The sequence below is a fragment of the Castellaniella sp. genome, from assembly GCF_036379515.1.
In the GTDB taxonomy this organism is placed as follows: Bacteria; Pseudomonadota; Gammaproteobacteria; order Burkholderiales; family Burkholderiaceae_B; genus Castellaniella.
In genome coordinates this window covers 15,182-28,722 of the sequence record NZ_DASVGN010000013.1, presented here as the reverse complement: position 1 = coordinate 28,722, position 13,541 = coordinate 15,182, and the positions used below count along the sequence as shown (strand labels likewise).

The 13,541-nt window shown below is 62.1% G+C and carries 14 protein-coding genes; 4 read left to right on the top strand and 10 right to left on the bottom strand.

Annotation, left to right across the window (positions count from 1 at the left end):
* Positions 1 to 19 precede the first annotated feature (19 nt).
* The 7 genes from VF285_RS04435 to VF285_RS04405 form a co-directional block, all read right to left on the bottom strand.
* Positions 20 to 739, bottom strand: coding sequence for an SDR family NAD(P)-dependent oxidoreductase (locus VF285_RS04435; RefSeq protein ID WP_346951418.1), 720 nt, complete (start codon positions 737 to 739; stop codon positions 20 to 22).
* A 59-nt stretch (positions 740 to 798) separates the two neighbouring features.
* Positions 799 to 1,617 carry an SDR family oxidoreductase gene (locus tag VF285_RS04430; protein ID WP_346951417.1) on the bottom strand — a complete coding sequence of 273 codons (819 nt, stop codon included), beginning with the start codon at positions 1,615 to 1,617 and terminating at the stop codon, positions 799 to 801.
* Between the two features lie 197 nt (positions 1,618 to 1,814).
* On the bottom strand, positions 1,815 to 2,639 hold the full coding sequence (aroE, locus tag VF285_RS04425) for a shikimate dehydrogenase (RefSeq protein ID WP_346951416.1): 825 nt from the start codon (positions 2,637 to 2,639) through the stop codon (positions 1,815 to 1,817).
* A gap of 124 nt (positions 2,640 to 2,763) precedes the next feature.
* Positions 2,764 to 3,537: an amino acid ABC transporter ATP-binding protein gene (locus VF285_RS04420; protein WP_346951415.1), complete on the bottom strand. Its 774-nt coding sequence runs from the start codon at positions 3,535 to 3,537 to the stop codon at positions 2,764 to 2,766.
* Positions 3,538 to 3,570: 33 nt separating this feature from the next.
* Positions 3,571 to 4,407: a transporter substrate-binding domain-containing protein gene (locus tag VF285_RS04415; RefSeq protein WP_346951414.1), complete on the bottom strand. Its 837-nt coding sequence runs from the start codon at positions 4,405 to 4,407 to the stop codon at positions 3,571 to 3,573.
* Positions 4,408 to 4,459: 52 nt separating this feature from the next.
* Positions 4,460 to 5,122: an amino acid ABC transporter permease gene (locus VF285_RS04410; protein ID WP_346951413.1), complete on the bottom strand. Its 663-nt coding sequence runs from the start codon at positions 5,120 to 5,122 to the stop codon at positions 4,460 to 4,462.
* Positions 5,123 to 5,791, bottom strand: coding sequence for an amino acid ABC transporter permease (locus VF285_RS04405; RefSeq protein ID WP_346951412.1), 669 nt, complete (start codon positions 5,789 to 5,791; stop codon positions 5,123 to 5,125).
* A 250-nt stretch (positions 5,792 to 6,041) separates the two neighbouring features.
* On the opposite strand from VF285_RS04405, the gene VF285_RS04400 reads away from it, so the two are divergent.
* Genes VF285_RS04400 through VF285_RS04385 form a run of 4 tightly spaced genes read left to right on the top strand, consistent with a single transcriptional unit; the run spans position 6,042 to position 8,886 of the window.
* On the top strand, positions 6,042 to 6,929 hold the full coding sequence (locus VF285_RS04400) for a shikimate dehydrogenase (protein ID WP_346951411.1): 888 nt from the start codon (positions 6,042 to 6,044) through the stop codon (positions 6,927 to 6,929).
* Between the two features lie 17 nt (positions 6,930 to 6,946).
* Positions 6,947 to 7,393 (top strand): type II 3-dehydroquinate dehydratase, encoded by a 447-nt coding sequence (aroQ, locus tag VF285_RS04395; protein WP_346951410.1) that lies wholly within the window; start codon positions 6,947 to 6,949, stop codon positions 7,391 to 7,393.
* Positions 7,394 to 7,395: 2 nt separating this feature from the next.
* Positions 7,396 to 8,037, top strand: a complete 642-nt coding sequence (locus VF285_RS04390) for a TetR/AcrR family transcriptional regulator (RefSeq protein WP_346951409.1) — start codon at positions 7,396 to 7,398, stop codon at positions 8,035 to 8,037.
* 27 nt (positions 8,038 to 8,064) lie between these two features.
* Complete coding sequence (locus VF285_RS04385) at positions 8,065 to 8,886, top strand: sugar phosphate isomerase/epimerase (RefSeq protein ID WP_346951408.1); 822 nt, start codon at positions 8,065 to 8,067, stop codon at positions 8,884 to 8,886.
* Between the two features lie 12 nt (positions 8,887 to 8,898).
* Here VF285_RS04385 and hutI read toward each other — a convergent pair whose 3' ends face one another.
* The 3 genes from hutI to hutU are packed head-to-tail and all read right to left on the bottom strand — an operon-like array spanning position 8,899 to position 13,456.
* Positions 8,899 to 10,140 carry an imidazolonepropionase gene (hutI, locus tag VF285_RS04380; protein ID WP_346951407.1) on the bottom strand — a complete coding sequence of 414 codons (1,242 nt, stop codon included), beginning with the start codon at positions 10,138 to 10,140 and terminating at the stop codon, positions 8,899 to 8,901.
* Positions 10,141 to 10,154: 14 nt separating this feature from the next.
* On the bottom strand, positions 10,155 to 11,696 hold the full coding sequence (gene hutH / locus VF285_RS04375; RefSeq protein WP_346951406.1) for a histidine ammonia-lyase: 1,542 nt from the start codon (positions 11,694 to 11,696) through the stop codon (positions 10,155 to 10,157).
* A gap of 53 nt (positions 11,697 to 11,749) precedes the next feature.
* Positions 11,750 to 13,456, bottom strand: a complete 1,707-nt coding sequence (hutU, locus tag VF285_RS04370; RefSeq protein WP_346951405.1) for a urocanate hydratase — start codon at positions 13,454 to 13,456, stop codon at positions 11,750 to 11,752.
* Between the last annotated feature and the right edge of the window lie 85 nt (positions 13,457 to 13,541).

The window sequence follows — 13,541 nt, the reverse complement described above, 5'->3', positions numbered from 1 at the left end:
CACTCTCCCAAAGGACCTTTCAATACGTCGCGCGACCGCCGGATAAATCGAAGGTCGAACCCGTCGAGAACGAGCAGGCGTCGGATGCCAGCCATGCGATCATGCGCGCGACTTCGTCGGGTTCCCCGGGACGTCCCATCGGTATCTTGGCGAGGCTCCTCTGGAGGGCTTCGGGCGTCATCTGTTCAATCAGTTCCGTCTTGATCACTGCAGGCGCCACGCAATTCACCCGCACGGACGTTCCGGCCAACTCCTTCCCCAGAGATTTGGTCAGGGCGATCACACCCGCTTTCGCCGCCGAATACGCCGACTGATCCGAATTGCCTTCTTTGCCGGCAATCGAAGCCATCAAGACAATGCGTCCCGCGGGCGATTGTTTCAGATAAGGGATGGCCGCTCGTGCGCACAGAAACGTGCTGGTCAAATTAATAGCAAGCGTCTGCTCCCAGTCCTTAAGCTCGTACTGAGCCAGTGGCACGCATGGCCCCGTCACCCCAACGCAGTGCACCAACACATCCAGTTGACGGAAATGGCTCCACGTTTCGCTCATGGCCCCAGCCACAGATTGTTCGTTCGCCAGATCAGCCACAACCGGCAATGCAGAAGGCCTGAACTGGCCCGCCAACTGCGCTAACGCCTCTTGATTACGGTCCCACAGCGCCTGACGAAGGCCGGCATGCGCGAATTCAGCAGCGACGGCGCGACCGATCCCCCCTGCAGCACCAGTGACGAGAGCCACCCTGGCCACAGAGCCCGTACCTCGATCCCCCTTGACACGCCCTTCATTTGCCACCCCCATCACGCGCTCCCCTCTTCGTTGAACCCCGGTCGGGGCACCCCATCCATTAGCATCGCCGTCATACCGCCATCCACCAGCAAGTCTGTCGCGTTGACGTAAGCCGATCTTGGACTCAAAAGGAAAAGGATTGCATCCGCGATGTCTGACGCCTTGCCGACACGCCGGGATGCCGTCATGGCAGCGCGCCGTTCCTCGACACCGGGATGTTGATAGAACGACTCGGTCAGCTTCGTGCGAATCATGCCGGGAGACACCGTGTTGCTGCGGATACTGTGGTCCGCCCACTCCAGTGCCAATTGCTGGGAAAGCAGTCGAACGGCGGCTTTGGAAGCGCTATACGCGCCACTGCTGGATTGAGGAAACCAGCTGGCGACTGAAGCGACATGCACCATGGTCCCTTCACCCTGAGTCATCATCTGCCGAGCAAACGCTCGCGATGTGTTCAAGTACCCTGTGAGGTTCGTGGCCAGAACCTGATTCCAATCACTCAAGTCCAGGCTGCTCAACGCCGCCGGCCGCATCACACCGGCGCAGTTCACCAAGGCGTCACACGGCCCCAGCTCCGCTTCCGCCTGGTGCGCGGCACGCTCCACGCTCTCTGCATCCGACACATCGCAGACAATGCCCGCGGCCACCAGCCCCTCACTTCGCAGCTCCCTGGCATAGGCCGCAATGCGCCCGGGGTTTCTATCCAACATCGCGACGCGGGCGCCCGCTCGTGCCGCTTCCCGCGCAAGCTGTCTTCCCATACCGCTTCCTGCACCTGATACCGCGCAGGTGCGCTCCGCAAGACTCAGCCAGGCGTAAGAGCTTTCCATATCGAGGGCGCCTAAAAACAAAACATCGATCTATTTTCAGTAATTAATGAATAATAAATCGATATGGAATGCCGTTCAATATTTAGCGATAAGCAATTACCCCTAAGATCCTTCCTGGTCAATTTGCGCACTTTGCTCCGGATGCATCGGCCCCCCAGTCAAGACGCAAGCCGCAGCGATGGAACAGTAAGGACGAATCAGCTCTGCGGCGCCGCCTCGGACAGCGCTCGCCACACAGGGGCCATGTCGGGCATGACGCCGCGCCAGATTCGGTAGGATTCAGCCGCCTGCCCGACCAGCATGCCCAGGCCGTCGGTGACGACCTCCGCACCTTGCGCACGGGCCTCGGCCATGAAAGCCGTCTCGCGACCATAAACCATCTCGTACGCCACGGCGCCCGGCGCGTAAATACCCATGCCCAGGTCAACTGCCGTATCCGAAAGACCCGTGGACGTGGCATTGACGACGACGTCGAACTGCTGACCTCGTGCGCCATCCAGACCGCCCGCACTCACGGGATACCGGCTCTTCCAGGGGGCCACCAGGGCTTCGGCCCTGTCCGCGCTGCGATTGACGACCAGCAGCCCTGCCAAGTCCGCCTGCAGCAGAGGCAACAACACCCCCCGCGCGGCACCACCGGCCCCCACCAGCAAGACACGTCGCCCCGTCAATTGCACCTTCAAGCGCTCGCGGATATCGTGCACCAGGCCATAGCCGTCGGTGTTGTCGCCCAGAATGCCGTCCGCCGTGAAGCTGAGCGTATTGACGGCCTGGGCCACCTGCGCTCGCTCGCTCAGCTGGTCGGAGAGCGCCATGGCCGCCAGCTTGAATGGCGCGGTGACATTCATGCCGCGCCCGCCAGAGGCCGCGAATGCACGCACGACCTGCTCAAAATCCTCATGAGTCGCCAGAATCCGCTCGTAACTCAGGTCGTGGCCCAGTTGGCGTGCAAAGGCAGCGTGAATGATGGGCGATTTGGACTGGGCAATGGGGTTGCCGATGACGGCATAGCGGTCGGTCATGGTGTTCGCGCGCGGACAGTAAAGCCGTAGCGTACCAAATGGCTTGCCAAAAACGGCTGGGCACATGGGGCACAGAGGCCCTTGAAGGCCCGACGTACCGCTGACGCAGGCGACTCGCGCGCCTTCAACGGCGCAGGATGTCCCCGAGGAACGCCTGCGCGCGCGGATGTTGCGGATGGTCGAAGAACGTGGCGGGTGGCGCCTCTTCGAGAATCTTGCCTTCGGCCATGAAGATGACCCGGTTGGCCACGGAGCGTGCAAAGCCCATTTCGTGGGTCACGCAGATCATGGTCATGCCGTCTTCGGCCAGCCCCACCATGGTGTCCAGCACCTCTTTGACCATTTCGGGGTCCAACGCCGACGTGGGCTCGTCGAACAGCATGACACGCGGCTCGGTACACAGGGCACGCGCAATGGCCACCCGTTGCTGCTGGCCCCCCGAGAGCTGCGCAGGATACTTGTCGGCCTGATCGAGCACGTGCACACGGTCAAGCAGACGACGCGCACGCTCTTCGGCCTGCGCCTTGGGCTGCTTGAGCGTGTAGATGGGTGACAACGTGCAGTTCTCGATCACCGTCATGTGCGGAAACAAGTTGAACTGCTGGAACACCATACCCACGTCCAGACGAACCGCGTTGATGGCCTTGGGGTCGTTGGTAAGGGGGATGCCGTCCACGCTGATATGCCCCTTGGAATAGCTTTCAAGGTGGTTGATGCAGCGTATCAACGTGGATTTTCCGGACCCCGAGGGGCCGCAGAGCACGATCCGCTCACCCGACTGCACCGACAGATTGATGTCGATGAGGGCGTGATATTCGCCATACCACTTGTTCACCTCTTCCATGAGGATCATGGGACCAGAGGATCCGGCGGCAGCGACGGGACGGGTTGTACTCATGACGGCGACCTATTTGAAACAATGCAGATTGAATTATTTGGCCACAAACGGAATACCAGGCAACGAAGTCGGGAAGTCCATCATTGAATATCCCATCCATTTGGTCTGGATCTTGGCGAGCTCGCCATTGGCCTTGATTTTGCTGATGAAGGCATTCAGCGCCGCGTTCAACTCCTTGTCACCCAGGGGAGAGCAGGCGCCGTTGTACAGCCGGGTGAACGTCAGCTTGTTTTCAAACGTATTGGGTTTCGCGTCATCGAGCCGTTTGACATAGAACGCATTGCCACCGACCGCCTGAACCTGACCAGACAGCATAGCCTGAATGGTGGCGGCGTCATCGTCGAAGCGGCGAATGACGGTGCCAGCCGGAGCCGCCTTGGTAATGTCGATATCCTGCACACTGGACCGTGGCACGCCAATGACGTATTTTTTCATGTCGGCATCCGTCTTGATGACGGTGGTCTTGGGCGCGACCAGGGTGATGCTGTTGGCAATGTACGGTTGGCTGTACTGAACCGCCTTGGCACGATCAGGCAACATGGCCATGGTGGCAAACAGCACATCGACCCGCCCGGAAGTCAGCGCCGGAATGCGATTGGCGACCTCGAGCCCTACGAACTTGGCCTTGACGCCCAGGTACTTGGCAAAGGCCTTGCCCATGTCGGCATCCACGCCATCGGCCTGGCCGGTGGCGGCATTTACATAGCCCCAGGGCGGGTTGGCGGCCTGAATGCCAATGACGACTTCGCCCTTGGCCTTGATCTGGGCTGGCGTGGCAGCAGAAGCCGGTGCCGTGAACAGCAACGACGTAGAGGCGAGCAGCGTGGCGGCCGCAAAAAGGCCTCGACTCTTGAGTGTGGTGAATTTCATGATGAATGTCTCCGGTATTTGTGGGAAAAGCGACTGAGGGTGATGAAGGCTCTCAACGGGTTGACACGTCACTGGCGGCCAGACGAGCCTCGAGCCGACTGCCATAGATGGAAAGTGGCCAGCACAAACAGAAATAGACGACCCCGACCCCCCCATAGACCAACAACGGGGTAAAGGTCTGGTTGGCGACGATCGTGCCGCTACGGGTGAGCTCTGTAAAGCCGACGATGGCGGCCAGCGAGGTGCCCTTGATGAGCTGCACCAGAAATCCGACTGTGGCCGGCAGCGAAATACGAATGGCCTGCGGCAGGATGACTTTGCGCATACGCACCCAATAGCTCACGCCCAGCGCCGTGGCAGCTTCGGTCTGACCCTTGGGGATGGCGTCAATCGAACCGCGCCAGATCTCGCCCAGAAAGGCACTGGCATACAACGTGAAGCAGATGGCAACCGACATCCAGGCGCTGAGATTCAGCCCCAGCAGCGCCAGACCGTAATAGGTGACGAACAGCTGCAGCAGCAATGGGGTGCCCTGAAAAATGCCGATGTAAGTGGCAATAACGGCGCGCAGCGGCGCGAAGCGTTCGGAGGTGCGCGCCAGCGCAATCACGAACCCCATGACGCCCCCCAGAAACACGCCAATGACCGACAGCGCGATGGTCCAGCGCACGCCGCCGAGCAGAAACATCCATTCGGGAAAGGTCGGGTTATGCATTTACTTCACCGGATACCGAAACAGTTGGACGAATACCGCGCGCAGGCCCAGGAGCATGATGGTCGAAATGACGAGATACATGCCCGTGACGGTGAAGAAAACTTCAAAACTGCGGAAAGTGTCCGACACGATGCGCTGCGCCACCGACGTGAGCTCGTAGGCCGAGATGGCGGATGCAATACTGGTGGTCAGCGTAAGCAGGATGAACTGGCTGGACAGCGACGGGAATACGGCCCGCATGGCGGGTTTGAGAATGACCAGGCGAAATACGTTCAGTTTGCTCAGACCCAGCGCAAAGCCGGCTTCGATCTGCCCTTTGGGAATGGACTGGACCCCGCCCCGGATGATCTCGATGGCGTAGGCTCCTCCATTGACACCCAGCGCAATGATGGCCGTAGGCGTGGGATTGAGCCGCACCCCTGCTAGCGGCAGTGCGAAAAAGATGAAGTAGATCTGTACCAGAAACGGCGTGTTGCGGATGATCTCGACGAAGGCCATGACCGCGCCCCGCAGCATCCGGTTGTGCGAACCGCGCAGGACGACCCCCACGATGCCAATGACCGTGGCCAGCGCCATGCCGGCCAGGGCCAGGCCCATGGTGCCCGCGCAGCCAGCCAGCAGCTCGGGAAACTGCCGGAAGACGGGTTCAAAGTCGAACTGATACGCCATGGTTCGTTCCGATGGGATCACGCCTGGGGGTGATCACTTATTTATGCTGAATGTACTATTTGGTTAATTTACGACATCATGGTTGTGTACGAGACTGAATCACCCGATAAATCCGTGATGCCACAAAGACTTGCATTCAAGATGTACTCCGTATAAACCCGAGTGAATTCGGGTTGACGCCCCCGAAAGCAGATCTTATATTACCGTAATGTACTAATTGGTACGCTACATATTTACCCTAACCCTAATCATGCGCCTGATCACAGAAACGCCTGCCATGCTCCTCGGACTCATCGGCGAGGGCATCGGCCAATCCCTGAGCCCCACCCTCTATGAACACGAGGCCGCTCACCACGGCATCCTGTGCCTCTATCAGCGCATCGACCTGAACGCGCTGCACCTGAACGCGCAGGCACTGCCCGAGATGCTCACGGCGGCCGAGCGCTTCGGGTTCGACGGCCTGAACATTACGCACCCCTGCAAGCAGGCTGTCATCCCCCACCTGCACGAGCTGTCCGACGAAGCCCGCACCATTGGCGCGGTGAATACTGTCGTTCTCAGGGGGGGCCGACGCATTGGCCACAACACCGATCACTACGGATTCTCTCAGAACATCCGCTCCGGCCTGAAAGACCGCCCCATCGGGCGCGTCGTGCAACTGGGTGCCGGCGGTGCGGGCTCGGCTGTGGCCGACGCCATCCTGCGGCTTGGAGCCACCGGCCTTACGCTGTTCGATCAGGCGGCCGATCGTGCCGAACAGCTTGTGCACGCCTTGCAGAAGCGCTTTCCACAGGCCAGTGTCCAGGTAGGCCACGATCTGGCACAAGCCATGCATGCGGCCGACGGCCTCATCAACGCCACCCCGGTGGGCATGCTTACACACCCCGGCACGCCTCTGCCACCCGAGCTGCTCGAACGCCGCCATTGGTTTGCCGAAATCATCTATTTCCCGCTCGAAACCGAGCTGCTGCGCCTCGCGCGCGAAAAAGGCTGCCACACTGTCGACGGCATCGGCATGGTGGTGCACCAGGCAGCCCGTGCTTTCGAGCTCTATACCGACGGGATTCCGGCCGACGTCGCACGCATGAAAGCCCACGTGACCGACGTGCTGGCCAAACGCGCTCTCCATTCATCCTGAACCCGAAAGGCGATCTCATGAAACTCCTGGCACTGCACGGCATCAACCTCAACATGTTCGGCAAGCGCGACCCCAAGCAATACGGCACGATCACGCTGGCCCAGATCAATGATCGCCTGCAGCAGCTGGCGGCCGACCTGGGCGTCGAACTCGACACCTACCAGACCAACATCGAGGGCGAGCTGTGCGAGCGCATCCACCAGGCTCACCACGATGGGGTGAACGGTGTGCTCATCAATGCCGGCGCCTGGACACATTACAGCTACGGCTTGCGCGATGCGCTAGCCATCCTGACGGTGCCCATCGTCGAAGTACATATGTCGAACATCCACGCGCGTGAAGAATTCCGCCATAAATCCGTACTCGCCGAGGTCTGCGTGGGCCAGATCGCGGGATTTGGCGTCGACAGCTATCTGCTGGGCCTGCGGGCCGCCGTCTCGGCCGCCAAAGCACGCCAGGCGTGACCATGCCCAAGGCCTCACCCCGTGCCAGCCGCAGCAACGATGCGGCCGCCACACGCCAGGACATCCTGGCCGTCGCCACGCGCGAGTTCGCGAAAAAAGGCCTGGCTGGCGCGCGCATCGACGAGATCGCCGCCCAGACGGCCACCAGCAAGCGCATGATCTATTACTACTTCCAGAGCAAGCAGGGTCTGTATCTGGCGGCCATCGAAGAAGCCTACCGGGGCATCCGCGAGATCGAAAGCACCCTGCATCTGGAAGACCTGCCACCCGTCGAAGCCATGCGCACACTGGTGGGCTTCACCTTCGACTACGAATCCCAAAACCAGGATTTCATCCGTCTGGTGATGAACGAAAACATGCACCACGGGCACTACCTGCGGCAATCGGGGATCATCAACGACCTGAACTGGCCAGTCATCGACAGCATCCGGGGCGTCTACTCGCGCGGCTGCGCCGAAAATCTGTTCCGTCCCGGGCTGGACCCGATCGACATTCACGCATCGATCAGCGCCCTGTGCTTCTTCAACGTCTCGAACCAGTACACGTTTTCGCTGATTTTCAGACGCGACATCATGTCGCCAGGGATCGCGGCCAAGCGGCGGACCACCATCATCGACACCATCCTGCGCTACATGCAGGCCTGAGCCGCCGCAGATGAAAGGCTGAGCACCATGTCAAGACCCTATTCCCTCGCCCACCTGACCGTCATGGAACTCACGCCTCCCGCCATGATCCAGGCGGCCGCCCAAGCCGGCTATCAGGGCTGCGGACTGCGCTTGTTGCCCTTCTCGCCCGGCGGTACGGCCTACCTCATGAACGATCCAGCACTGATGCGCGAAACCCTCGCCTGCCTGCGCGACACAGGCCTGTGCATCCCGGACGTCGAGATCATCCGCATCCAGGGTCCTCTGGACGTGCGCCCTTACCTGCCGTTCTTCGAAGCGGGTCAGAAGCTGGGAGCGAGGCACATTCTGGTTACCGGCGAAGATCCAGACCTTGCCCGCCTGACTGACTCGTTCGCGCGCCTGTGCGAGGCCTGCCAGCCGTACGGGCTCACCGCCGACATGGAATTCATGCCCTGGATGGCGGCCAACTGCATCCAGACCACGCGCAAGATCATCGAGGACGCCGGACAAGACAACGGCGGTATCCTCGTCGATCCCATCCATTTCCTGCGCTCTGCCAGTACTTTGGACGACCTGCGCCAATTGCCTGCCGGCATGATCCACTATGCGCAGATCTGCGATGCTCCTGCCCAAGGCCCCACCGATACCGCGGGGCTCGTCCAGGCATCCCGCCACGCCCGGCTGTTACCCGGCGAGGGCGACATCCCCCTGAAAGACATGATGCGGTGCTACGCCCCCGACCTGACCATCAGCATCGAGATCCCCAACACCCGGCGCCGCTCAGAAGCCGGCACCCTGGCCTGGATCACGCAGTGCCTGGAAGCCTCGAAGCGCTTCGCAGGCCCGGCCGGCCCCGCTTCGACCTGACTTGAAAGCCAATCAAGAATGACGTGGCCCTGTCACGGCGCCTGATGCCGCGCCCTGCCACACCACCTCCCGGCAGCGCGGCAGCCCGATCCAGTACGCCAGTTCTGCGGGGTCATCCACGTCCCAGATCACGAAATCCGCTCGATCCCCCACCTGCAGCCGGCCCGTGACCTGCGGACACCCCAGCGCCTTCGCCGCATGTACCGTGACCGCGTCCAGCGCCTCGCCCACCGTCATCCGAAACAGCGTACACGCCATGTTCAGCACCATCAGCAGCGACGTATTCGGTGAAGTACCCGGATTGCTGTCGGTCGCCAGCGCAATCGGCACCCCGTGACGCCGCAGCAGATCCACGGGTGGCAACTGCGTCTCGCGCAGAAAGTAATACGCGCCCGGCAGCAGCACCGCCACGGTTCCAGCATCACGCAGGGCCACCACACCGGCCTCATCCAGATACTCCAGATGATCTGCGGACAAAGCCTTGTACCGCGCTGCCAGCGCAGCGCCCCCCATGAGCGACAATTGCTCGGCGTGCATCTTCACGGGAAGCCCACAATCGACGGCCGCCTGGAACACCCGCTCGGACTGTGCCAACGTGAAGCCGATGCGCTCGCAGAAGACGTCCACCGCATCGACCAGACCCTCGTCGTGCAGCGCCGGCAACATGACTTGGCAGACCTGATCGATATAGTCATCCGGACGCCCTGCGTACTCTGGAGGCAGCGCGTGGGCCCCCAGAAAAGTCGTCCGCACGGTAATGGGCCGCGCCACACCCAGGCGGCGCGCCACGCGCAGCATCTTGCGTTCGGCCTCCAGGTTCAGACCGTAGCCCGACTTGATTTCCACCGCCGTCACGCCTTCGGCACGCAGGGCGTCGAGACGACGCACGGCTTGGATGAATAGCTCGTCTTCGCTTTGCGCCCGCGTGGCGCGCACGCTGGAAACGATACCGCCCCCCGCCCGCGAGATCTCTTCGTAGCTGGCGCCTGCCAGCCGCTGTGCGAACTCCGCCGCACGATGGCCGCCGAACACCAGATGCGTATGGCAGTCGATCAGGCCCGGCGTGACGACAGCGCCGTGCGCATCACGGGTGTCTTCGCCTGCCGGCCCCGTCGGTGCGGTGCCGGCGGACCCCATCCAGCGAATGCGGCCTTCCTGTACCCGCATGTCCTGCAATTCGGGGATGCCCGCCGTCCAGCCCGCGGGCACCACACGCAGATTCTTCCACAAGGTGGCGCTTGTATCGGAAGCCATGGCTCACCTCCTCGTTACGCTGCCAGCACGTCCAGGTGCTGCGCCGCATAATCCCCCTGCAACACATGCCGAGCCACGGCCGAGATGTCGGGCGAGAGCAGGCGGTCCTTGTCATAAAAGGGGATCTCGGCACGCAGCTGGCGGTGCAGGGCCTGCAGAGGCTCTGACGTCGTGAGCGGTGCCAGAAAATCGATGCCTTGCGAGGCGCACAGCAGCTCGATGGCGACGATATGAGCGGTGTTGCGCGCCATCAGGGCCAAGCGGCGCGCTGCAAACGTGGCCATGCTGACATGGTCTTCCTGATTGGCAGAAGTGGGCAGACTGTCGACGCTGGCAGGATGCGCCAGCGACTTGTTCTCGGAGGCGAGCGAGGCCGCCGTCACGTGCGCAATCATGAAACCGGAGTTCACCCCCGCGTTGGGCACCAGGAAAGGCGGCAGCCCCGAAATGCTGGCATCGATCAGCAGGGCCACGCGGCGCTCGGCCAGGCCACCGATCTCGGCCAAGGCCAGCGCCAGCGTATCGGCGGCAAAAGCCACGGGCTCCGCATGAAAATTGCCGCCCGAAATCACCTGCTCGGGCTCGTCGCCTTGCGCCGGAAACACCAAAGGGTTGTCCGTCACCGCGTTGGCCTCGATCAGTAATGTGGCCGACACGTGCGCCATCAGATCGTCAATGGCTCCCATGACCTGCGGCTGACAACGCAAACTGTAGGGGTCCTGCACCTTGTTGTCAGCCACCAGGTGCGACTTCCGGATGGCGCTGCCCGCCAACAGGCTGCGATACATTCGCGCCAGGCGGATCTGCCCCGGCTGACCCCGCACGGCGTGGACTCTGGGGTCAAAGGGCGCATCGCTGCCCTTGGCTGCGTCCACGCTCAGAGCCCCGGACAAGACGGCGGTGTAAAAGACGTCCTCGGCCAGAAACAGCGCATGCAGCGCCAAGGCCGTGGACACCTGGGTGCCGTTGATCAGTGCCAGCCCCTCTTTGGCGGTGAGCTGTACGGGGCTCAGCCCCGCTCGTGCCAACGCCTCGGCGGCCGGACGCCACTCATCGGCACACAGAATTTTGCCCTCTCCCAGCAGTGCCAAGGTCATGTGCGCGAGCGGTGCCAGATCCCCCGAGGCACCGACGGAGCCCTGCTCGGGGATGTGTGGCGTCAGCCCGGCGTTGAACAAGGCCACCAGCGCCTGCACCACCGAAGTGCGTATTCCCGAGAAGCCGCGTGCCAGACTCCCCACCTTGAGCGCCAGAATCAGGCGCACGATGCGCGCATCCAGAGGGTCGCCCACCCCGACCGAGTGGGACAGAATCAGGTTGTGCTGAAGCGTTTCCAACTGATCGTTCGGGATGCGGGTCTGGGCCAGCTTGCCAAAGCCCGTATTGATCCCGTAGGCCGGCGCCTCTTTGCGGATGATGTCCTGCACGATGGCAGCCGACGCATCCATGGCTTCGCAGGCAGCAGCCGGTAGCGCCAGGCGCACTTCACCGCGCCAGACGCGGCGCAATTGCGCGAGATCAAAGGCCCCGGGGGCCAAAGTCAGTGTGTCTTTCATGCGAGAAACTCCTTCAGCCAGAAACCGGCGCCCATTTGGCGTCAAGCGCCCGTCTACTTGATCATGGGCAGCTTCAGCCCGAACGCCTTGGCCTTCTCGATTGCCGCCTCGTACCCCGCGTCGGCATGGCGCATGACGCCGCTGCCACAGTCGTTGATGAGGACCCGCTCCAGGCGCCGCGCTGCGTCGTCGGTACCATCGGCCACGATGACCATGCCGGCGTGCTGGCTGTAGCCCATGCCCACCCCGCCGCCGTGGTGGAAAGACACCCATGTCGCCCCGCTGGACGTGTTGAGCAAGGCATTGAGCAGCGGCCAGTCGGACACGGCGTCCGTACCGTCACGCATGCTTTCCGTTTCGCGGTTGGGGCTGGCGACCGAACCTGTATCCAGGTGATCGCGGCCAATGACGATCGGGGCCTTGAGTTCGCCCGACCGTACCATTTCATTGAAGGCCAGGCCTGCAAGATGACGCTCGCCCAAACCCAGCCAGCAGATGCGCGCCGGCAGCCCCTGGAAGGCAATGCGTTCGCGCGCCATGTCCAGCCAGTGCACCATGTGCGTATTTTCGGGAAAGAGCTCCTTGAGCTTGGCGTCCGTCCTGTAGATGTCTTCCGGGTCGCCTGACAGCGCCACCCAGCGGAAAGGCCCCTTGCCTTCGCAGAACAGCGGGCGGATATAGGCGGGGACGAAGCCCGGAAAATCGAACGCATCCTTCTCGCCGAAGTCGAAGGCTGCCTGACGGATGTTGTTGCCATAATCGACAGCCGGAATGCCCATGGCATGCAGCTCGAGCATGGCATGCACGTGGCGGGCGCACGATTCGCCTGCCGCCTTGCGCACCGCTTCGTGCTGCGCAGGGTCGCCTTGCGCCGCCTTCCACTGCTCGACCGTCCAGCCCGAAGGCAGATAACCGTGCACCAGATCATGTGCCGAGGTCTGGTCCGTGACCAGGTCGGGACGCGGGCCGCCCGCCTTGGCGCGCTTGACGAGTTCGGGTAGAACATCGGCGGCGTTGCCCAGCAGGCCAATGGAGATAGCCTCTTTACGCTCGGTATGGTGGCGGATCATATCCAGCGCTTCGTCGAGCGAACGTGCCTGTTTGTCCAGGTAGCGCGTGCGCAGACGAAAATCGATGTGCGACTGCTGACATTCCACCACCAGCGAGCAGGCCCCAGCCAGGCTTGCCGCCAGGGGCTGCGCCCCGCCCATGCCGCCCAGGCCCGCCGTGAGTATCCAGCGCCCAGCCAGGCTGCCGCCGAAATGCTGGCGACCGGCTTCGGCAAAGGTTTCATACGTGCCCTGCACAATGCCTTGCGTGCCGATGTAGATCCAGCTGCCGGCCGTCATCTGGCCGAACATGAAGAGCCCGGCCTGATCCAGTTCATTGAACTTTTCCCAGGTGGCCCACTTGGGCACCAGGTTGGAGTTGGCAATCAGCACGCGTGGTGCGTCCTTGTGCGTGCGAAACACGCCCACCGGCTTGCCCGACTGCACCAGCAAAGTTTCGTCCTCGTTCAGCCCCCGCAGGCTTTCAAGAATGCCGTCGAAGCAGGCCCAGTTGCGCGCCGCCCGGCCAATCCCCCCGTACACCACCAGGTGCTGCGGGTCTTCTGCCACGGCGGGGTCCAGATTGTTCTGGATCATGCGATACGGCGCCTCGATCAGCCAATTCTTGCAATGCAGCTGCGTTCCCGTGGGGGCATGAATCTCGCGCGACGGATCAAAGCGCGGATCTGCGGATGAAATGAGACTGGACATGATGAGTTCCTGTAAACGACAAGATTGCTCGGAAGGGACCGGGACCGACGGCAGAGCTTCTGAACAAACCTCGCATCACGTTCAG